At 72.9% G+C, this 18,297-nt stretch carries 21 protein-coding genes; 12 read left to right on the top strand and 9 right to left on the bottom strand.

The genetic code is table 11. From position 1 onward, the window contains the following. Positions 1-21 precede the first annotated feature (21 nt). Together FYC51_RS00580 and FYC51_RS00575 are read right to left on the bottom strand one after the other, a co-directional pair. Complete coding sequence (locus tag FYC51_RS00580; protein ID WP_148731762.1) at positions 22-387, bottom strand: DUF488 domain-containing protein; 366 nt, start codon at positions 385-387, stop codon at positions 22-24. Positions 388-422: 35 nt separating this feature from the next. After that, positions 423-1,556, bottom strand: a complete 1,134-nt coding sequence (locus FYC51_RS00575; protein ID WP_148731760.1) for an NAD(P)-binding domain-containing protein — start codon at positions 1,554-1,556, stop codon at positions 423-425. Positions 1,557-1,647: 91 nt separating this feature from the next. Between FYC51_RS00575 and FYC51_RS00570 the strand changes: the two genes are divergently transcribed. Continuing rightward, positions 1,648-2,613: an NAD(P)-dependent alcohol dehydrogenase gene (locus FYC51_RS00570; RefSeq protein ID WP_148731758.1), complete on the top strand. Its 966-nt coding sequence runs from the start codon at positions 1,648-1,650 to the stop codon at positions 2,611-2,613. A gap of 14 nt (positions 2,614-2,627) precedes the next feature. Here the strand turns inward: FYC51_RS00570 and FYC51_RS00565 are convergent, their stop codons facing one another. After that, positions 2,628-3,455, bottom strand: a complete 828-nt coding sequence (locus tag FYC51_RS00565) for a hypothetical protein (RefSeq protein ID WP_148731757.1) — start codon at positions 3,453-3,455, stop codon at positions 2,628-2,630. A 211-nt stretch (positions 3,456-3,666) separates the two neighbouring features. On the opposite strand from FYC51_RS00565, the gene rpsO reads away from it, so the two are divergent. Beyond that, on the top strand, positions 3,667-3,936 hold the full coding sequence (gene rpsO / locus FYC51_RS00560) for a 30S ribosomal protein S15 (protein ID WP_130351110.1): 270 nt from the start codon (positions 3,667-3,669) through the stop codon (positions 3,934-3,936). 118 nt (positions 3,937-4,054) lie between these two features. On the opposite strand, the gene FYC51_RS00555 is transcribed toward rpsO, so the two are convergent. Further along, positions 4,055-4,603 (bottom strand): CGNR zinc finger domain-containing protein, encoded by a 549-nt coding sequence (locus FYC51_RS00555; RefSeq protein WP_148731755.1) that lies wholly within the window; start codon positions 4,601-4,603, stop codon positions 4,055-4,057. Positions 4,604-4,697: 94 nt separating this feature from the next. On the opposite strand from FYC51_RS00555, the gene FYC51_RS00550 reads away from it, so the two are divergent. Genes FYC51_RS00550 through FYC51_RS00540 form a run of 3 tightly spaced genes read left to right on the top strand, consistent with a single transcriptional unit; the run spans position 4,698 to position 7,196 of the window. Further along, on the top strand, positions 4,698-5,678 hold the full coding sequence (locus FYC51_RS00550; protein WP_148731753.1) for an EamA family transporter: 981 nt from the start codon (positions 4,698-4,700) through the stop codon (positions 5,676-5,678). A gap of 10 nt (positions 5,679-5,688) precedes the next feature. Continuing rightward, the gene (locus tag FYC51_RS00545) at positions 5,689-6,576 is read left to right on the top strand and encodes an LLM class flavin-dependent oxidoreductase (protein ID WP_148731751.1); all 888 of its coding nucleotides are present in this window, start codon (positions 5,689-5,691) and stop codon (positions 6,574-6,576) included. A 17-nt stretch (positions 6,577-6,593) separates the two neighbouring features. Next, positions 6,594-7,196: a hypothetical protein gene (locus tag FYC51_RS00540; protein ID WP_148731750.1), complete on the top strand. Its 603-nt coding sequence runs from the start codon at positions 6,594-6,596 to the stop codon at positions 7,194-7,196. Between the two features lie 9 nt (positions 7,197-7,205). Here FYC51_RS00540 and trxA read toward each other — a convergent pair whose 3' ends face one another. Continuing rightward, positions 7,206-7,604 carry a thioredoxin gene (gene trxA / locus FYC51_RS00535; RefSeq protein ID WP_148731748.1) on the bottom strand — a complete coding sequence of 133 codons (399 nt, stop codon included), beginning with the start codon at positions 7,602-7,604 and terminating at the stop codon, positions 7,206-7,208. Between the two features lie 147 nt (positions 7,605-7,751). On the opposite strand from trxA, the gene FYC51_RS00530 reads away from it, so the two are divergent. After that, positions 7,752-8,675, top strand: a complete 924-nt coding sequence (locus FYC51_RS00530; protein ID WP_148734040.1) for an alpha/beta fold hydrolase — start codon at positions 7,752-7,754, stop codon at positions 8,673-8,675. Between the two features lie 6 nt (positions 8,676-8,681). Here FYC51_RS00530 and FYC51_RS00525 read toward each other — a convergent pair whose 3' ends face one another. Continuing rightward, positions 8,682-9,482 carry a glycosyltransferase family 2 protein gene (locus tag FYC51_RS00525; RefSeq protein WP_148731746.1) on the bottom strand — a complete coding sequence of 267 codons (801 nt, stop codon included), beginning with the start codon at positions 9,480-9,482 and terminating at the stop codon, positions 8,682-8,684. Positions 9,483-9,634: 152 nt separating this feature from the next. On the opposite strand from FYC51_RS00525, the gene FYC51_RS00520 reads away from it, so the two are divergent. The 4 genes from FYC51_RS00520 to FYC51_RS00505 all read left to right on the top strand — a co-directional run bounded on the left by FYC51_RS00520 (position 9,635) and on the right by FYC51_RS00505 (position 14,054). Further along, positions 9,635-11,251: a M28 family metallopeptidase gene (locus FYC51_RS00520; RefSeq protein ID WP_148731744.1), complete on the top strand. Its 1,617-nt coding sequence runs from the start codon at positions 9,635-9,637 to the stop codon at positions 11,249-11,251. Between the two features lie 77 nt (positions 11,252-11,328). Beyond that, positions 11,329-12,087 carry a fructosamine kinase family protein gene (locus FYC51_RS00515; protein WP_148734039.1) on the top strand — a complete coding sequence of 253 codons (759 nt, stop codon included), beginning with the start codon at positions 11,329-11,331 and terminating at the stop codon, positions 12,085-12,087. Positions 12,088-12,180: 93 nt separating this feature from the next. Next, on the top strand, positions 12,181-13,419 hold the full coding sequence (locus FYC51_RS00510; RefSeq protein WP_148731742.1) for an LLM class flavin-dependent oxidoreductase: 1,239 nt from the start codon (positions 12,181-12,183) through the stop codon (positions 13,417-13,419). Then, positions 13,416-14,054, top strand: coding sequence for an FMN reductase (locus FYC51_RS00505; protein ID WP_148731741.1), 639 nt, complete (start codon positions 13,416-13,418; stop codon positions 14,052-14,054). The genes FYC51_RS00510 and FYC51_RS00505 overlap by 4 nt, the downstream gene beginning before the upstream one ends. Here FYC51_RS00505 and FYC51_RS00500 read toward each other — a convergent pair. Beyond that, a complete protein-coding gene (locus FYC51_RS00500; RefSeq protein ID WP_148731739.1) occupies positions 14,029-14,670 on the bottom strand; it encodes a DedA family protein in 642 nt (213 codons plus the stop codon). The two genes, FYC51_RS00505 and FYC51_RS00500, sit on opposite strands and share 26 nt — an antisense overlap. Before the next feature lie 296 nt (positions 14,671-14,966). Here FYC51_RS00500 and FYC51_RS00495 point away from each other — a divergent pair, with 296 nt between their 5' ends. After that, positions 14,967-15,461: a hypothetical protein gene (locus tag FYC51_RS00495; protein WP_148731737.1), complete on the top strand. Its 495-nt coding sequence runs from the start codon at positions 14,967-14,969 to the stop codon at positions 15,459-15,461. A gap of 93 nt (positions 15,462-15,554) precedes the next feature. Here FYC51_RS00495 and FYC51_RS00490 read toward each other — a convergent pair whose 3' ends face one another. Further along, complete coding sequence (locus FYC51_RS00490) at positions 15,555-15,758, bottom strand: dodecin family protein (RefSeq protein ID WP_148731735.1); 204 nt, start codon at positions 15,756-15,758, stop codon at positions 15,555-15,557. A gap of 203 nt (positions 15,759-15,961) precedes the next feature. Between FYC51_RS00490 and FYC51_RS00485 the strand changes: the two genes are divergently transcribed. Beyond that, entirely contained in the window at positions 15,962-17,953 is a 1,992-nt protein-coding gene (locus FYC51_RS00485) for a glycosyltransferase (protein WP_148731733.1), read from the top strand. Positions 17,954-17,965: 12 nt separating this feature from the next. Here the strand turns inward: FYC51_RS00485 and FYC51_RS00480 are convergent, their stop codons facing one another. Further along, positions 17,966-18,157, bottom strand: a complete 192-nt coding sequence (locus FYC51_RS00480; RefSeq protein WP_148731731.1) for a DUF5302 domain-containing protein — start codon at positions 18,155-18,157, stop codon at positions 17,966-17,968. Between the last annotated feature and the right edge of the window lie 140 nt (positions 18,158-18,297).

The raw sequence follows: 18,297 nt of genomic DNA, 5'->3' as shown, positions 1-18,297 counted from the left end.
CCGCCCGCGGCATCCGTCGCCCTAGGACTCGACGGATGCCCCGTGGTCGGCCAGCCACCCGAGCAGCACGCTGACGTGGTTGACCTGCTCGTCGCGCGCGGCGAACACGAGGGTCACGCGGTCGTGCTCCCGACCCGCCTCGAGGAGGGCCTTCGCGGCCTCGCCCGCGTCGAGCTCCGCGCGGTACCGGGCAGCGAATTCGTCGAACCGCTCACGGTGGTGGTGCCATTCGGTGCGCAGTTCGGGGGAGGGCGCGACGTCCTTGTCCCACTCGTCGAGCTCCGCGCGCTCCTTCTTCACGCCGCGGGGCCAGAGGCGGTCGACGAGCACGCGATAGCCGTCGGATGCCTCGGCGGGCTCGTACACGCGCTTCATCGTGAACGCCATGCCGCCAGTCTGCCCCCGCCGCCGCGGGTCGGCAATCAGGCCGCGGATGCCGCGACGGCGGTTGCGACCCCGTCTCGACGTGCCTGCTCCGCCATCACGATCTGCTGCACGGCCGCGCGCCCGGCGCGGTTCGCGCCGACCGTGGACTGCGACGGCCCGTAGCCGATGAGGAACAGCCGCGGCTCGTCGAGCGACCGCGTGTCGGCGACGCGGAAGCCGCCCTCGGGCGTCCGCAGCCTGAGGGGTGCGAGGTGGTCGAGCGCCGGGCGGAACCCGGTCGCCCACAGGATGACGTCGGCCGCGATGAACGAGCCGTCGGGCATGCGCACGCCGTGCTCCTCGATCGACGCGAACATCGGATGCCGCACCAGCGCGCCGCGCGCCTGCGCCGCCCGTGCCCACGGCGTCCAGTGCATCCCGGTGACGGCGATGACGCTGCCCGGCGGCAGGCCGCGACGCACGCGCGCCTCGACGCCCGCGATCGCCGCGCTGCGCGCGGCGAGGTCGAAGTCCTCCTCGACCCACTCTGGCTCGCGTCGCGTCATCCAGACGGTCTCGGCGACATGCGAGATCTCGTCGAGCAGCTGCACGGCCGACACGCCGGCGCCCACGATGACGACGCGCTCGCCCGTGAACTCCTCGGCCGAGACGTAGTCGGCCACGTGCAGCTGCCGCCCGCGGAACCGCTCGATGCCGGGGTAGTACGGACGGAACGGGCGGGTCCAGGTGCCGGTCGCGTTGATGACGTAGCGTGCGGCCCACGTGCCCCGGTCGGTCTCGACGAGGAGGCGCCCGTCGGGGTCGTCGTCGGCGCGGCGCACCGCGCGGACCGACACCGGACGCTGCACCTCGAGGTCGAAGCGCCGCTCGTACTCCGCGAAGTACGGGGGCAGCGCGTCGCGGCTCGGCATGGCCGGGTCCGCGGGCGGCACCGGGAAGCCGGGCAGCTCGTGGATGCCGTTGACGGTCGCCATGCGCAGGGATGCCCAGCGATGCTGCCAGGCGCCTCCGGGAGCGGCGTTCGCGTCGAGCACCACGAACGTGCGGTCGGCCGACGGCTCGCGCGTCACGGGCACGAAACCGCGGCGCTGCAGGTGGTGGGCGGCCGAGAGGCCTGCCTGCCCGGCGCCGATCACGGCGACGTCCACCTCGATCACATCCACATGCATCGGAACCGGCGTGGCCCCGTCGGTATTCCGCGGACGCGTCGACCGGGCATTCCCGCCCCGGTCGGGCACCGCACCTCGATAGGCTCGCGGCATGCGGGCGGTGCGGTACGAGCGGTACGGCGGCCCTGAGCGCCTGCGCCTCGTCGACGCGCCGAGACCCGAGCCCGGCCCCGGGCAGGTACTCGTGCGGGTGCACGCGGCATCCGTGAACTCGTGGGACTGGGACCTGCTGCGCGGGCGCCCGTTGTTCGCCCGCATGGGCGGCTTGTTCCGACCGCGCATGCGCGTGCTCGGTGCGGACGTCGCGGGCGAGGTGGTCGCCCTCGGCGAGGGCGCGAGCGGGTTCGCCGTCGGCGACCGCGTGCACGGCGACCTCTCGGGCGCCGGCTGGGGCGGCTTCGCCGAGTTCGTCGCCGCTGATGCGACGGCGTTGCGGCGCATCCCCGACGCCATCGGCTTCGTCGACGCCGCCGCGCTGCCGCAGGCCGGCGGTCTCGCGGTGCAGGGGCTCGCCCTCGCGAAGGTCGGCCGAGGGGACCGGGTGCTCGTGAACGGCGCCGGCGGGGGAGCGGGCACGCTCGCCGTGCAGCTCGCGCATCGCGCGGGCGCGATCGTCACGGCCGTCGATCGCGCCGACAAGCTCGAGCTGCTCACCGGGCTCGGCGCGACGCACGCGATCGACCTCGCGGATGCCGCGGCGGCCGTGCCGCCCGACGGCGGCTACGACGCGATCATCGAGCTCGTCGCGCAGCGCCGCCTGCGCGAGTACCAGGCCATGCTGGCGCCCGGCGGACGGTTCGTGATCATCGGCGGCCGCATGGGCATCATCCTCGCGACGTTCGCGTTCGGCTCCCGGCTCGGGCGTGACGGGCGGTCGTACCGGTTGCTGGCGGCGAAGCCCAACGAGGGACTGGAGGAGCTCGACGCCGGCGTGGCGGAGGGCGAGGTGCATCCGGTGATCGATGCCGTGCTGCCGCTGGCCGAGGTGCCCGAAGCGCTGCGCCGGATCGGCGCCGGCGACGTGCACGGGAAGCTCGTCATCGACACGACGACCTGAGCCGGCGCACGATCTCACCCCGACGTGCGCCGCACGTCGAACGAGCCGTCGGCATGCCAGTCGACGGTGAGCAGGTCGGTGCGCGAGGCATCGCCCGAGATGCCGTCGCCGTCGAGGTCGGCATCCGTGCCGACGTTCGCGGGGATCGGGGCGTGCAGGCGCATCCCGTCCTCGAGCACGTTCCGGATCGGGCGGCAGTTCCACACCATCCCGCTCGCATCCAGGCGCACGATGAGGCACGCAGTCGTGTAGTCGGTCGTGGCCGCGTACACGCTCACGCCCGGGATCGGCCCGTCGGCCGCGGCGACGAGTCGCGCCACCCGGGCTTCGGGGAACACCTCGCGCAGCCACGACGGGAGCGAGCCGGGGTCGCGGGCCGGATCCCGGAAGATCTCGAGCGCCGCGGCGCTGTAGAGCGTCTCGTCGGCGAGCATCTCCGACGCCGTCGGCGCGGGGGTGATCGCCAGCTCGAGCGTCGGCGCCTGCTGGGTCGTGCCGGCAGCCCAGAGCCCGCCGGCGACCAGGGCGGCCCCTGCGGCGAGCCCGACCATCGCGGCGACGACCGTCGTCGTGGCCGGCCGCCAGCGTCGCCCTGTCGCGGCATCCGATGGGCCTTGCTCGGCGACGAACGCCTCCGCGGCCGACTCGTCCGCCGACGCCGACTCCGCATCGCCTGTCGCCGATCGCGCGGCCCGGTCGGCCTGCAGCAGCAGCCACTCGCTCTCCGAGACGACGAGCGTGTCGCCGGTCTCGGGATCGAACCGCTCGACGCGCGGCTCGTCGGCCCCGGCGCGGGAGTACACTCTCGCCTCGAGCTCCGATCGTGCGTCGTCCGGGGGCATCTCGACCACCTGGCCCGAACGCTACTCCGCGGCGGCCACGCCGGGCAGTCGCCAGAGTGGGGGGCGTGCCCGGCGCCGGCGTCGGGGTCGTCGGCCGCGCGGCATCCGCTCTGGTAGACTCTTCAGGTTGCCGTCATGACGGCCGCGCATCAAGAGAGCCCAGGCACAAGGCCCCGGGCAGCGCGCAACGAGGAGAAAGGGGATCCCATCTATGGCACTTGAAGCAGATGTCAAGAAGGCGATCATCGAAGAGTACGCGACGCACCCCGGTGACACTGGATCCCCCGAGGTCCAGATCGCGCTGCTCACCAAGCGCATCAAGGACCTCACCGAGCACCTCAAGGAGCACAAGCACGACCACCACTCGCGTCGTGGCCTGCTGCTCCTCGTCGGTCAGCGTCGTCGTCTGCTCGGCTACCTCGCCGACGTGGACATCAACCGCTACCGCTCGCTCATCGAGCGTCTCGGCCTGCGCCGCTAAGCGTCATTCGACGCGGCTCTCGCTGATACCGCGAACTTCTTGCGAAGGCCCCCACCGTGCATGCACGGTGGGGGCCTTCGTCATGTGTCGATGCCGCGGGCGGATGCCGCGACCGGCGCTATCCCGTGCTGCGCGCCCGGTACGCTCGCACGGCCATGCGATTGCCGCACCGCGTCGAGCAGAAGCGGCGGGAGCCGTTCTTCGAGAGGTCGAGGAAGATGCCCGTGCAGTCGTCGGCGGCGCACGCCCGCATGCGGTCGGCCTCGTCGGCGCGGATGACGTCGACGAGCGCCATCGCCGCCTCGACGAGGATGCGCTCGGCGAGCGGCGCGTCGAGCGACGTGGCGTGGATGTGCCAGTCGAGCGTGTCGTGCCGCACCAGGCGGGGGATCGCCCTCGACTCGGTGAGGATCGCGTTCACCTCGACGACCGCGTCGTCGCGGTCGAGCGCCCACAGCGCGCGCAGCCGCTCGCGCGCGGCGACGACCTCGGCGAGCTCGCGGGCGTCGCCGTCGCGCCGTCCGGAGTAGAGCCACGCGTCGAGCAGGGCGTCGAGCTGGGCCGTCGTGGCGAGCTCGTCCTCGCCGGACTCGGAGGCCTCGGGCACCGTGTCGGCGAGCGCCGCGACGAAGTTCAGCGCCGCGGTCGTGTCATCGGTGAAAATCATTTGACTCCTGACATCCTGCTCCGGTAACGTCATCAGCATAATGGCGTTCGCCCATGACGGCGCCGACATCCACGAACTTTCCGGGGAGGCGGCCATGCGCGCATCGCGAGGCCTGATCGGCATCGCGCTCGGCCTCGCGGCCGGGCTCGCGTTCGGCGCCGGCGGCGTGTTCGTGAAGCCGCTCCTCGAGAGCGGTTGGTCGCCCGGGGCGGCCGTGCTCGCGCGCATCACCGTGGCGGCCCTGCTGCTCGCCGTGCCGGGACTCATCGCCCTCCGCTTCGACCTGCGCCCGCTCTGGCGCGCGAAGTGGACGGTGCTCGTCTACGGCCTCGTCGCCGTCGCCGGCGTGCAGTTCGCGTTCTACGCCTCGCTCGAGCGCATCCCCGTCTCGATGACGCTCCTCATCGAGTACCTCGCGCCCATCGCGCTCGTGCTCTTCGCCTGGGTGCGCACGCGACGGATGCCGCAGCGCATCGTCCTCGCCGGCTCGGTGCTCGCCATCGCCGGGCTCGTGCTCGTCATCGGGCCGGGCGGCGGCTCGCTCGACCCCCTCGGGCTGCTGTTCGCGGCCGTGGCGATGATCGGCGTCTGCGTCTACTACGCGATCGGCGAGCGCGCCGCCGAGCAGCTCCCGCCCGTGGCGCTCATCGCTGCCGGGTTCGTCGTCGGCGCGATCGCGCTCGCGCTCACCGGGCTCGTGGGCCTGCTCCCGATGGAGGCGACGCTCACCGACGTCCCGTTCCTCGGCGGCACGGCGCCGTGGTGGGTGCCGCTGCTCACGGTCGGCGCGGTCTCGACGGCGTTCGCCTACGTGGCGGGCCTCGCCGCCATCCGAATGCTCGGCTCGCGCCTCGCGGCATTCCTCGGCCTCTCCGAGGTGGTGTTCGCGGGCATCGTCGGCTGGATCCTCATCGGCGAGGCGCTCGGTCCGCTGCAGATCCTCGGCGGCCTGTTGATCCTCGGCGGCATCATCTGCGTGCGCATGGAGCGCCCTGCGCCCGAGCCGGCCGGCGTCGCCGTCGAGCTCGGCGGCGAACCCGTGCCCGCCTCCGCGGCATCCGCCGACCGACGCTAGGCTCGGGCCCATGCGGTTCGGCGTCGTCATCCTGCCCCAGTACGACTGGCCCGAGGCGGCGAGACGCTGGCGCGCGGCCGAGGAGTACGGGTTCGACCACGCGTGGACCTACGACCACCTCGCGTGGCGCGGCCTCGCGGGCGAACGCTGGCACGCGACGGTCCCGACGCTGACCGCCGCGGCGACCGTCACGAGCCGCATCGGGCTCGGCACGTTCGTCGCGTCGCCGAACTACCGCCATCCCGTGCCGTTCGCGAAGGACATCGCCACGGTCGACCAGGTCGCGGGCGGCCGCGTGCTGCTCGGCCTCGGCTCGGGCGGCACCGGGTTCGACGCGTACGTGCTCGGCCAACCCGAGCTGACGCCCCGCGAGCGGTTCGAGCGGTACGCCGAGTTCGTCGAGGCGCTCGACGTGCTGCTGCGGTTCGAGGCGCCCGGGTCGGGCGGCGTCTCGTTCGAGGGATCCTGGTACACCGCGTCGAGTGCACGCATGGTCGGCGAGCCGTCGCAGCATCCGCGGATGCCGCTGCACCTCGCCGCGAACGGACCGAAGGCGCTCGCGCTGGCCGCCCGCCTCGGCGACGGCTGGGTCACCACGTCGCGCGACGGCGACGACGCCCAGTCGTGGTGGCGCGCGGCGGGCGAGCTCTCGGCGCGGCTCGACGACGCGTGCGACGCGATCGGCCGCGATCCGTCGACGATCGCCCGCACGCTCTCGCTCGATTCCGAGGCGTTCCACAGCCTCGCGAGCGTCCGGGCGTTCGAGGACGCCGTGGGCCGGGCCGCGGAACTCGGGTTCACCGACGTCGTGTCGCACTGGCCGCGCGAACACGGCCTCTACGCCGCCGACGAAGCCGTGCTCGACGAGGTCGCAGCGCGGCTGCCCGGCCTGCGCTGAGCGATAGCCTGAGAGGCATGCCCGCTCCCCGTTCGAAGCCCCTGCTCGCCTGGGAGCCGCTCCCGTTCCTCGTGCTCATCGGGCTGCTCCTGCTGACCGGGGTGGTCCGGCCCGAGGGCCCGCCCGCGGTGTTCTGGCCCTACATGGTGGTCATCGGCCTCGCGATCGCATGGCTCATCGTCTCGCTCGTCCGCAGCGCCCGGCGCACGAACCCCGACCGGTGGGGCGACCTCTCCACGCTCGAGGGACTCGACGTGCTCGACGCGCCCCGACGCGAGCGGGAGGTGCGTTCGGTCGTGCCCGTCGACGAGGCGAACCGGCACCAGCCCGCGATTGAGCTGGCGCGGCTCTACGGCGGCGCCGAGCAGCACGCCGTGCTCGTGCCCCGTGCGAGCCGGTGGCTGAAGCGCCGGTACCGCATCGGCGTGCAGCTCGTGGGCGGCGACCGTCCACGCCACGCCGGCTTCCTGGGCCGGGTCGCCGAGGACCGCTGGGTCGACCTGCTCGACGGGCTGCGCGAGCGGGGGACCTACGTGCGCGTCCCCGCGATCATCACGGGCGCATCACGCCCCTACGGCATCGATCTCGACCTCAGCGGGCTCGAAGGCCTCGACGCCTGAGCGCCGGGCTCAGCCCTCGGTGGCCTGCGAGGAGCCGACCGCCTGCTCGGTCTCGCGCTGCGCGAGCTCGGCGCGCACGCGGTCCATGTCGAGCGCCCGCACCTGGGAGATGAGGTCGTCGAGCATCGGACGGGGGAGTGCGCCGGCCTGCGCGAACACGCCGATGCCGTCCTTGAACGCCATGATCGTGGGGATCGACGTGATGTTCATCGCGGCGGCGAGCTGCTGCTGGTCCTCGGTGTCGACCTTCGCGAAGACGAGGTCGGGGTTCGCCTCGGACGCCGCCTCGTAGTTCGGCGCGAACTGGCGGCAGGGACCGCACCACTCCGCCCAGAAGTCGACGAGGACGGTGCCGCCCTCGAGGATGGTCTTCTCGAAGTCGTCAAGGGTGAGCGCCACGGTAGCCATGCGACCACCCTATGTCGGCCGGGCGGGGGATCGCCCGGTGTTCGCTGTGGGCGACCCGCACGCCGCGAGTATCCTCGTGGCGTGGTCGCATTCGGAGGGGTGCTCGGTTCGTTCCGTCGGCGCGGCGCGTCGCCCGACGACGTGCCCGTGAACGAGGCGGTGCCGTCGCACGAGGCCGTGCCCGGCGGCGAGGCCCTCGCGCTCGACGCCGCCATCCCCGACCTCGACTGGCGCGCCTTCCCGCCCGGCACCGAGCGGACCGAGTTCGCGGCGCCCAGCGGTCCGCTCGCGCGCGTCGCGCTCGGCCCGGCCGACGGGCCCCGTGTCGTGCTCGTACCCGGCGCGACGGGATCGAAGGAGGACTTCGTCCTCATGATGCCGCTCCTGGCCGACGCCGGATTCCGGGTGGAGTCCTACGACCTCGCCGGGCAGTACGAGTCGTGGAACGCCGGACCGTGGAACCTCGACCCGCCGCGCAGCCGCTACGACGAGCGCCTCTTCCTCGACGACCTGCTCGCGGTGCTCGACGACGGCGCCGGCGACGCGCACGTGCTGGGCTACAGCTTCGCGGCCACGCTCGCCGAGCTCGCGCTGCTCGAGCGCCCCGACCGGTTCGCGAGCCTCACCCTGCTGAGCGCGCCACCCGAGCCCGGGCAGGCCTTCCGGGGGGTGAAGCGGATCGGGCCGATCAGCGGGTTCACGTCGCCGCGGCAGGGCGCGGCGCTCATGCTCTGGGGCATCCGCAACAACCTCAACAAGGTGCCGCCGCGGCGCCTCGCGTTCGTGCGCGAGCGGTTCGCGCTGACCCGTCGGGAGAGCGTCGACGACATCATCGGGCTGATGATGCGCACGCCCGACCTGCGGGCGCGCCTCGCCGCGTCGCCCGTGCCGAAGCTCGTTGCCGTCGGGGCACACGACCTGTGGCCGCGCGAGCTGCACGAGCGGTTCGCGCAGCGGATCGGGGCGCGGCTCGCGGTCTACGCGACCGGGCACAGCCCGTGCGAGACGGCGCCGCACCAGCTCGTACGCGACATGCGGGAGCTCTTCGAACAGACCGATTCCGTGCCGTAGGCCCGGTCAGGCGGGCAGCGGCCGCTCGCCGTCGCCGTCGGGATCCGTCGCCTCGGCGAGCATGGCGGGCGACACGAGGTCGACCTCGATCCGCCGGTCGGCGCGTCGCTCCAACGGCGGCCACGCGCGCCACTCGACGCCGAGCGTGTGGAACGCCATGCGCACGCGCCGGCGCAGCTCGGCGAAGCTGTCGAACGGCCGCGCCGAGACGCCCACCACGAGCGACCGGTCGTACACGACCGTCATGCCGGGGCGCAGCCACCACGCGAGGTCGAGGTCGTCGTGCAGGTCTGGGCGATCGCGGTGCACGACGTCGCGCAGCACGAGCCACGCATCGGCGCGGATGGCGTAGTTCGATCCGTAGATCGGCGGATGCCCCAGCAGCGCGCCGATCACGGTGAAGTACCCCCCGAGGTAGACGTACCGGGCGATCCAGCGGCGCGGCGCGGTCTGCCCGTAGAACGCCCCCGTGCCGGTCACGACCGTCGGGTGGTCGCGGCGCGACATCCGCTGCTCGATGCGCTCGAGCCAGTCGGGCGCGGGCACCGAATCGGTGTCGAGGCGGGCCAGCACGTCGCCGGATGCCGCGTCGAATCCGGCCGCGGTCGCCGGCCAGATGCCGCGCACGGGCTGGTCGACCACGCGGGCGCCGGCGGCGAGCGCGACCTCGACCGAGGCATCCGTGGAGCCGTTGTCGACGACGATGACCTCGTCGGCCGGGCGGGTCTGCCTCGCCAGGGCGTCGAGGCAGGCGACGAGGAAACCCGCGTCGTCGAGACACGGGATGATGACCGAAATCGTGCCCATCACGGCAGAGTCTAGCCAGCGGGGAGCGCGACCACGCAGCAATCGTGCGCGGGGCGGGGCATTTCGGGTGCGGGGCTTCCGCCCGCGCACGGGCTCCGCTTAGGCTCCCCCAGACGAGTGTCAACGAGGACACTCGCACGGAAGGGAAGACGATGTACCCATCTGCACCACTTTCCAGGCGCGCCCGCACGCTCGCGATCGCGACGGCGGCGGCCTTCACCATCGCCCTCGTTCCGACCGGCGCCGCGCTCGCCGCCGCTCCCGCCCCCGCGGCGAAGTGCGACAACCGGAACAACAACACGGTGTCGAAGCTGCTCGAGTGCGTCGACGCCGACGGAGCACGCGAACACCTCGAGGCGCTCCAGGCGATCGCCGATGCGAACGGGGACACCCGGGCCGCGGGCACACCCGGCTACGAGGCGAGCGTCGACTACGTGGTCGAGACGCTCGAGGCCGCGGGCTGGAACGTGTCGATCGACGAGTTCCCCTTCACCTATGTCGGGCCGTCGACGCTCACCCAGCTGACCCCGGTCAACGCGGAGTACCCGACCGGGCCGTTCACCGGTAGCGGGCCCGGGAACGTCACCGCCGCGGTCGTCCCCGTGGACATCCAGCTCGGCATCGGCAACACGAGCACGAGCGGATGCGAGCCGGCGGACTTCGCCGCCTTCCCGGCCGGGAGCATCGCGCTGATCCAGCGCGGCACCTGCCCCTTCGCCGACAAGGCGATCAACGCCGATGCCGCCGGTGCCGCCGGCGTGATCATCTTCAACCAGGGCAACGACGCGACCGATGCTCGCAACGGGCTCATCGTCGGCACGCTCGGCGGCTCCAACGTGGTCGACATCCCCGTCGTCGGCGCGAGCTACCAGCAGGGCGTCGCCCTCTCGCAGGCCGGCTCGTCCGCGCACGTCTTCGTGCCCGCGCCCGAGTCGCGTCCGCAGAAGAACGTCATCGCCGAGAAGTCCGGCGTGAACGACGACAACGTGGTGATGGCGGGTGCGCACCTCGACAGCGTGCAGGCCGGGCCCGGCATCAACGACAACGGCAGCGGATCGGCCTCGCTGCTCGAGCTCGCCCAGAGCATCTCGAAGCTCGAGCCGCAGAACACCGTGCGCCTCGCGTGGTGGGGCGCCGAGGAGGCCGGCCTGATCGGCTCCGAGGAGTACGTCGCCGAGCTCAGCCAGGAGGAGCGCGACCGCATCGCGCTCTACCTGAACTTCGACATGGTGGCGTCGCCCAACCACATCTTCATGGTGTACGACGGCGACGAGACCGGCTGGAACGCCCCGCAGGGCGTGCCGATCCCCGACGGCTCGGTGCAGATCGAGGACCTCTTCGAGAGCTACTACACGTCGGTCGGCCAGCCGTACGACGACGCGCAGTTCAGCGGCCGGAGCGACTACGACGCCTTCATCCGCGTGGGCATCCCGGCGGGTGGCCTCTTCACGGGCGCCGAGGTCGTCAAGACCGCCGAGCAGCAGGCGATCTGGGGCGGCGTCGCCGGTGAGTCGTACGACCAGTGCTACCACCAGGCGTGCGACACGCTCGACAACATCAACATGGCGGCGTTCGACGTCAACGTCGACGCGATCGCCCTCGCGGTGCTCGCCTACGCGTACTCGACGGAGTCCGTGAACGGCGTCGTCGGCGTCCCGGTGCCCGGCGGCCTGACCCTGCCGGCACCCGCGGGACCCGAGGGCGTCGTCAACGGCGACGCGGGTGGTCTCGAGCACGACCACGACCACGGTCCCACCGAGACCGACTGATCCACGGTCGAGATCCGCGGGGCCCGTCGCATGCGGCGGGCCCCGCGTCCGTGCGCCAGACTGTCCCGGTGCGAACGATCGTGAAGCGCCGGGCGGATGCCCCCGACGGCTTCTTCGAGGCGGAGGCGGCCGGCCTGGCGTGGTTGGCCGCGGCGGGCGGCGCCGGCACGGTGGGCGTCGCGGCCGTGTCGCCCGGGCGGATCGAGCTCGAGCGCGTCGAGGAGACGCGTCCCGACCGTGCGGCGGCGCAGGCGTTCGGTGCCGCCCTCGCCCGCACGCACGCCGCCGGCGCCCGGGCGTTCGGCGCCCCGCCCGACGGGTGGCACGGGACGATGTTCATCGGCCGACGCCGGCTCCCCGCGGCATCCGAGCGCACCTGGGGCGTGTTCTACGCGCGCGACCGCGTGCTGCCGTACCTCGGGATCGCCGAGGAGGTGGGCGACACGACGCCGGCGGAGGGCCGACTCGTGCGCGCGGCGCTCGAGGTCATCGCGGCGGGTGCGTTCGACGACGACGAGCCGCCCGCCCGCCTGCACGGCGACCTCTGGAACGGCAACGTGCTCTGGTCGGCACGCGGCGTCGTGCTCATCGACCCGGCGGCGCACGGCGGCCACCGCGAGACCGACCTCGCGATGCTCGCGCTCTTCGGCTGTCCGCACCTCGACGCCGTGCTCGCCGCGTACGACGCGGCGGCGCCCCTGCGAGCGGGGTGGCGCGAGCGCGTCCCGCTGCATCAGCTGCATCCGCTCGCCGTGCACGCCGCGGGCCACGGCCGGGGCTACGGGGTCGCGCTCGCGGATGCCGCGGAGCGGGTGCTCGAGCTCGCGCGGACGTGACGGAAACGATGAGGGAATAAATTCGACGGGGCATCCGTTCGATACGATTGCATGCAAACGCATGGAGTAGCAGGAAGAGCCCAGGAGGGCGAGATGCAGTTCGGAATCTTCACGGTCAGCGACATCACGCAGGACCCCACGACCGGTCGAACCCCGACCGAGGCCGAGCGGATCCAGGCGACGCTGACGATCGCCAAGCACGCGGAGGAGGTCGGACTCGACGTCTTCGCGCTCGGTGAGCACCACAACCCGCCGTTCTGGTCGTCGTCGCCCACCACGACCCTCGCCTACATCGCCGGCCAGACGTCGACGTTGCAGCTGTCGACCGCGACCACGCTGATCACGACCAACGACCCGGTCAAGATCGCCGAGGACTACGCGATGCTGCAGCACGTGTCTGGCGGCCGCGCCGACCTCATGCTCGGCCGCGGCAACACCGGCCCCGTGTACCCGTGGTTCGGCAAGGACATCCGCCAGGGCCTGCCGATCACCCTCGAGTCCTACGAGCTGCTGCACCGCCTCTGGCGCGAGGACGTCGTCGACTGGGAGGGCAAGTTCCGCACCCCGCTCCAGGGCTTCACGTCGACCCCGCGCCCCCTCGACGGCGTGCCGCCGTTCGTGTGGCACGGTTCCATCCGCAGCCCCGAGATCGCCGAGCAGGCCGCGTTCTACGGCGACGGCTTCTTCGCGAACCACATCTTCTGGCCCGCCTCGCACACGCAGCGCATGATCGCGCTGTACCGCCAGCGCTTCGAGCACCACGGCCACGGCACCGCCGCGCAGGCGATCGTCGGCCTCGGCGGCCAGGTGTTCATGCGCAAGAACTCGCAGGACGCCGTGCGCGACTTCCGTCCGTACTTCGACAACGCGCCGGTCTACGGCCACGGCCCCAGCCTCGAGGAGTTCAGCCAGCAGACCCCGCTCACCGTGGGCAGCCCGCAGGAGGTCATCGACCGCACGCTCGGCTTCCGCGACTACGTCGGCGACTACCAGCGCCAGCTCTGGCTCATCGACCACGCCGGGCTCCCGCTGAAGACCGTGCTCGAGCAGCTCGACCTGCTCGGCGGCGAGGTCGTGCCGGTGCTGCGCGAGGAGTTCGCGAAGGACCGCCCCGCCGACGTGCCCGACGCGCCCACGCACGCGTCGCTCGTGCGCGCGAAGTACGGCGACGAGGCGCCCCGCCAGGCGACGCCCAACGCCAACCGCGGCGACAACCTGACCCTCGGCTCGCCCTACCAGGACGCCGAGCAGGCCGCGCCCGCCGCGTCCTCGCCCTCGAACCAGCGCGGCTCGGCCTTCGGCCCCGCCGCCACCAAGGAGGTCGTGCGATGAGCACGAAGAAGATCGTCGTCGTCTCGGCGGGGCTCTCGACCCCGAGCTCGACCCGCCAGCTGGCCGACCGGCTCGCCGCCGACACCCTCGGCATCCTGCGCGAGCGGGGCGTCGACGTGGAGGTGCAGACGTTCGAGCTGCGCGATCTCGCGCACGACATCACGAACCACCTGCTCATGGGCTTCGCCCCGCCGAAGCTGCAGGAGGCGCTCGACGCCGTGGCGTCGGCCGACGGCCTCATCGCCGTCACGCCGATCTTCACGACGAGCTATGCGGGCCTGTTCAAGTCGTTCATCGACGTGATCGACCCGCAGGCGCTCACCGACCTGCCCGTGCTGATCGGGGCGACCGGCGGCACCCCGCGCCACTCGCTCGCGATCGACTACGCGATCCGCCCGCTGTTCACCTACCTGCACGCGATCCCGGTCACGACCGGTGTCTTCGCCGCGACGAGCGACTGGGGCGGCACGGGCGAGGCCGGCGACGGCGTGCGCTCGCTGCCCGACCGCGTCTTCCGCGGCGCGAGCGAGCTCGCCGACCTCGTCGAGCGCACCGACCGTTCCGAGCTCGTGAACGACCCGTTCGCGCTCGATCGGCCGATGGGCCACCTCATCGGCGGTCTCGCGGGGGAGTAGGCCCGGAATCGCCGTCGGGGCTCGGCGCCGTCCTGGCGTCGAGCCCCGCGACGACCCGGTCGACGAGGAGCCCGAGTGCGATCGCGATCGGGATCGAGACCGCCACCGCGACGAGCGGGGCGTCGCGGAACGCGCTCCCGACGATGGCGCCGACGCCGACGTTGTAGAGCGCCCACGCGATGCCCGCCGCGAGCGAGAGCGGCAGGTAGTGCCGCAGCGGCACCCGTCCGGCCCCAGCCGCGAGGTTCACGGCGATGCGGGCGAACGGCACGTACCGTGCCGTGAACACGAGCACGGCCGCGCGCCGGTGCACCGTGGCCCGGGCGCGGGTGATCGCCGCCGCGGCGCGACCCTCGCGCTGCCAGCGCCACCGGTCCAGGCCGATGCGGCGCCCGATGAGGTAGCACAGGCCGTCGCCGACGACTGCGCCCGCGGCGGCCGCGACGACCACGGCGAGCAGGGGTGGTGCCCCCTCGCTCGCCCACAGCGCGCCGAGCGCCACGACCGCCGTCTCGCTCGGGAGGACGACGAGGAACGCGTCGCCGACGACGAGCGCGAACAACGCGGGCACGAGCCACGGCGAGGCCGCGAGGCCGGCGACCCACGCAGCATCCACCCGGCCGTTCTACCGAGGGAACGTGAACGGCCGGCGACGAGACGGTGTCGGGCGAGCCGGATGTCGTCGAGCGCGACATCGACCCACGACCGGGCGGGTGTCCCCAGATGGGGGGACATTTCATGAGGAAAGCTCATTCTCGTCTACCGACTGTTGGAGCGGGCGCGTACCGTTGCCATGGGGGCGCGGCCGATGGGCCGCGAACGCCGCGCGCAGTTCCGATCGAGCGGGCCACGGGGGTCGCGACCCGATGCGGCCGAGCCACCGGTTCGACAACCCGATCGGAAGGAACCTCCATGTCCATCCACCACCGCATTGCCACAGCGGCTGCCGCAGCCGTAGCCGCGGTCGCCCTCGTGCTCGTCGGCGCCGGACCCGCGGTCGCCGGCAGTCCGCACTTCATCAAGAACGCGACGACTGCGTCGCTCGACGGGACCTCACTGGTCGTCGACTTCAAGGAGGCCGGCCTCGAGTCAGGTTCGGTGGAGACCATCACGGTCACCGCGCACCTCGACGCGACCTTCTCGTGCGTCAACGGCGGCAACAACGTGCCGAGCGACCCGAAGAAGACCACCATCTCTGACGAGTTCTCGAACAGTGACGACTTCACCGCCGGCAAGAACGGCAACGTCGTCGGCTCGCTGCCGCTCAGCCCGCCGGCCGCGGCATCCGTGCTCGACTGCCCGAAGGGACAGAAGGCGACGCTGATCTCGGGTACCTGGTCGGACATCTCGATCGAAGACGAAACGAGCGGCGCGTTCCTCGCCATTCCCGGAAGCTTCAGCTTCTGATCGCACCCCGAGTCACGAAGGACGGGACGGGAGGGCTGAGGCCCTCCCGCCCCCGTTCCGAGCCGGCATCGTCGCCGTCGCCGACCGCTGCCGTCAGTCGAGCACGAAGCTGACCTCGAGGACGACCGACCAGGCGGTGATCTTGCCCTCGGTCGCCTCGACCTTCTGCTCCTTCACCCAGGCGCCGCTCACGTGGCGCAGGGTCTGCGCGGCCCGCTCGATGCCGACCGCGACGGCGTCCTCGAAGCTCTTGTCCGAACGGACGGTGATGGTGGTGACCCTTGCGACGGATGACATGGTGCTCCTCCTCAAACAGACGGGTTTCCCTCAGGCCCCATCATCCGCCGTCGGCGGGCCGCGCGCGAGGGGTTGACGGTCGGATGCCGCGAGCCGACGCCCCGGCGACGAGCCGGCGAACGGCGTCCGACGAGTCGATGAATCCTCGGCGATCGGGCTCGATCCGGGCACCCGTCGGCCGGCGACGCCCTCACGCTGGAGTCGTGAAGGTCGCCCTCCTCGCCGAATCGTTCCTCCCGCACATGAACGGCGTGACCCACTCGCTGCTCCAGGTGCTGCGGCACCTCGAGCGGCGCGGACACGAGGCCCTCGTCGTCGCCCCGCGCTCCGGGCCCATCGACCGTCCGCTGCACGGTGCGCAGACCGTGCTGCTGCCGTCGGTGCCGCTGCCGAGCTACCCCGACGTGCGCGTCACGCTCGCGACGACGCAGCGACTGTCGGCCGTGCTGCGCGAGCACGGCGCCGACGTCATGCACCTCGCGTCCCCGTTCGTGCTCGGCTGGCGCGGGCTCGCGGCGGCCGAGCCACTCGGCATCCCCTCCGTGGCCGTGTACCAGACCGACATCCCGGCCTACGCGGAGAAGTACGGCGTGCCCGGCGCCGCGCCCGCACTCATGCGCCACCTGGGCCGCCTGCACCGCCGCGCGACCCTGACGCTCGCGCCGTCGTCGTCCGCCGTGGAGCGCCTCGCGTCGGCCGGCGTGGAGGACGACCGCGTCCGCATCTGGCGCCGCGGCGTCGACACCGAGCGATTCGCCCCCGGGCGCCGGAGCGAGCGCTGGCGTCGCGAGGTCGCGGCGCCCGGCGAGGTGATCGTGGGCTACGTCGGCCGCCTCGCTCCCGAGAAGCAGGTCGAGGACCTCCGGGCGCTCACGGCGCTGCCGGGCGTGCGCCTCGTCGTCATCGGCGACGGACCGTCACGTCCCGCCCTGGAGCGGCTCCTGCCCGAGGCGCGTTTCACGGGCTTCCTCGGCGGCGACGCGCTCGCCGAGGCGATGGCGAGCCTCGACGTGTTCGTGCACCCGGGGGAGCGCGAGACGTTCTGCCAGACCGTGCAGGAGGCGCTCGCGAGCGGCGTGCCCGTCGTCGCGACGGGCGCCGGCGGACCGCTCGATCTCGTGCGCTCGAGCGTCGACGGCTGGCTGTACCGGCCGGGCGACCTCGTCGAGCTCCGCGAGCGCGTGCGCGACCTCGCGGGCGACGACGCCAAGCGGCGCGCCTTCGGCGTGCGGGCACGGGAGGCGGTCCGAGGCCGCGGCTGGGACGTGCTCGGCGACGAGCTCATCGGCCACTACGAGGACGTGGTGGCGAATCGCGCCGGCCCCGGGCGCCGCGAGCCGATCACGACCGTCGATCGTGCGCCCGCGGCATCCGTCGTGACGCCGCCCCGCTGGCGGCGCTACGTCGCCGTCGGCGATTCGCTCACCGAGGGGCTCTGCGACACCTCGCGCATGCCGGCGGGGGAGTACCGCGGGTGGGCCGACCGCCTCGCCCTGCTGCTCGCGCTCGCGAGCCCCGCCGATGCCCCGGTCGAGTACGCCAATCTCGCGGTGCGGAGTCGCAAGGTCGCCGACGCCGTCGAGGACCAGCTGCCCTCGGCCGTCGACCTCGGGGCCGACCTCGTCAGCGTGCTCATCGGCGCCAACGACCTCGTCGGCCGCCGGGCGGATGCCGCGGGCCTGGCGACCCGGGTCGGGGAGGCGGTGCTCGCCGTTCGCGAAACCGGCGCCGACGTGCTGCTCGTCACGCCGTTCATGCCGGCCCGTCCTGCGGCGCGCCTGTTCGAGACGCGGTTCGCGACGTTCGCCGAGCATCTCGCCGCGATCGTCGACCAGGCGGGTGTGCGGCTCCTCGACGTGCGCTCGAATCCCGGACTCGTCGAACCCGCGATGTGGAGCGCCGACCGGGTGCACCTGAACTCGGCCGGGCACCGCGCGCTCGCCTACGCGGCGGCCGGAGTGCTGGGCGTCCCCGATGCCGCGGCGCTCGAGCGCCTCGAGCGGGCGGTGCACGACGACGGCGTGGCCCCCGACCGGCCGGTCGGCGATGCCGAGTGGCTGGCGCGCCATGCGACCCCGTGGGTGCTGCGGCGACTCCGCGGGCGCACCGCCGGCGACGGGCGGGATCCGAAGCGGCCGACGCTCCAGCCGGTCGATGCCGGGTCCCGTCGGGGTCGGAGCGTCGACGCGAGCTAGCGGTACGGGCGCTCAGCCGCTCTTGCGGCGGAACTCCCGCTTGTGGTCGACGGGGCCGTGCGTGTGGTTCGCGCCCGACGTGCCGTCGAGGTGGGACTCGCCCTCGCGCTGCTTCGAGGCCTTGTTCTTGCGATCGAGCGCCTCGCGGAACTTGCGCTTGGTCTCCTCGGAGGGTCCCGTGGTGCTCTGCTCGTCGGAAGTCATGTCCCCGAGTCTGGCACGGATGCCGCGCGGGACCGCTCTGCTAGGCTGGGACCGGTCGCCCGATGGGCCACCGCCGTCCGGGGTGCCGTGAAGCGGTATCGCATCCGCTCGGATCCCGGCGGCACAACTGCACATCGAGC

Origin of the sequence: Agromyces mariniharenae (assembly GCF_008122505.1) — a bacterium.
GTDB classification, from domain to species: domain Bacteria; phylum Actinomycetota; class Actinomycetes; order Actinomycetales; family Microbacteriaceae; genus Agromyces; species Agromyces mariniharenae.
Note: the sequence above shows the minus strand (reverse complement) of the source record. Positions and strands in the feature narration are given on the sequence as shown.

Bases quoted from the DNA above. Each gene is read 5' to 3' on its own strand.
- FYC51_RS00580 (WP_148731762.1), bottom strand. From the start codon at position 387: ATGGCGTTCACGATGAAGCGCGTGTACGAGCCCGCCGAGGCATCCGAC.
- FYC51_RS00575 (WP_148731760.1), bottom strand. From the start codon at position 1,556: ATGCATGTGGATGTGATCGAGGTGGACGTCGCCGTGATCGGCGCCGGG.
- FYC51_RS00570 (WP_148731758.1), top strand. From the start codon at position 1,648: ATGCGGGCGGTGCGGTACGAGCGGTACGGCGGCCCTGAGCGCCTGCGC.
- FYC51_RS00565 (WP_148731757.1), bottom strand. From the start codon at position 3,455: ATGCCCCCGGACGACGCACGATCGGAGCTCGAGGCGAGAGTGTACTCC.
- rpsO (WP_130351110.1), top strand. From the start codon at position 3,667: ATGGCACTTGAAGCAGATGTCAAGAAGGCGATCATCGAAGAGTACGCG.
- FYC51_RS00555 (WP_148731755.1), bottom strand. From the start codon at position 4,603: ATGATTTTCACCGATGACACGACCGCGGCGCTGAACTTCGTCGCGGCG.
- FYC51_RS00550 (WP_148731753.1), top strand. From the start codon at position 4,698: ATGCGCGCATCGCGAGGCCTGATCGGCATCGCGCTCGGCCTCGCGGCC.
- FYC51_RS00545 (WP_148731751.1), top strand. From the start codon at position 5,689: ATGCGGTTCGGCGTCGTCATCCTGCCCCAGTACGACTGGCCCGAGGCG.
- FYC51_RS00540 (WP_148731750.1), top strand. From the start codon at position 6,594: ATGCCCGCTCCCCGTTCGAAGCCCCTGCTCGCCTGGGAGCCGCTCCCG.
- trxA (WP_148731748.1), bottom strand. From the start codon at position 7,604: ATGGCTACCGTGGCGCTCACCCTTGACGACTTCGAGAAGACCATCCTC.
- FYC51_RS00525 (WP_148731746.1), bottom strand. From the start codon at position 9,482: ATGGGCACGATTTCGGTCATCATCCCGTGTCTCGACGACGCGGGTTTC.
- FYC51_RS00520 (WP_148731744.1), top strand. From the start codon at position 9,635: ATGTACCCATCTGCACCACTTTCCAGGCGCGCCCGCACGCTCGCGATC.
- FYC51_RS00510 (WP_148731742.1), top strand. From the start codon at position 12,181: ATGCAGTTCGGAATCTTCACGGTCAGCGACATCACGCAGGACCCCACG.
- FYC51_RS00505 (WP_148731741.1), top strand. From the start codon at position 13,416: ATGAGCACGAAGAAGATCGTCGTCGTCTCGGCGGGGCTCTCGACCCCG.
- FYC51_RS00495 (WP_148731737.1), top strand. From the start codon at position 14,967: ATGTCCATCCACCACCGCATTGCCACAGCGGCTGCCGCAGCCGTAGCC.
- FYC51_RS00490 (WP_148731735.1), bottom strand. From the start codon at position 15,758: ATGTCATCCGTCGCAAGGGTCACCACCATCACCGTCCGTTCGGACAAG.
- FYC51_RS00480 (WP_148731731.1), bottom strand. From the start codon at position 18,157: ATGACTTCCGACGAGCAGAGCACCACGGGACCCTCCGAGGAGACCAAG.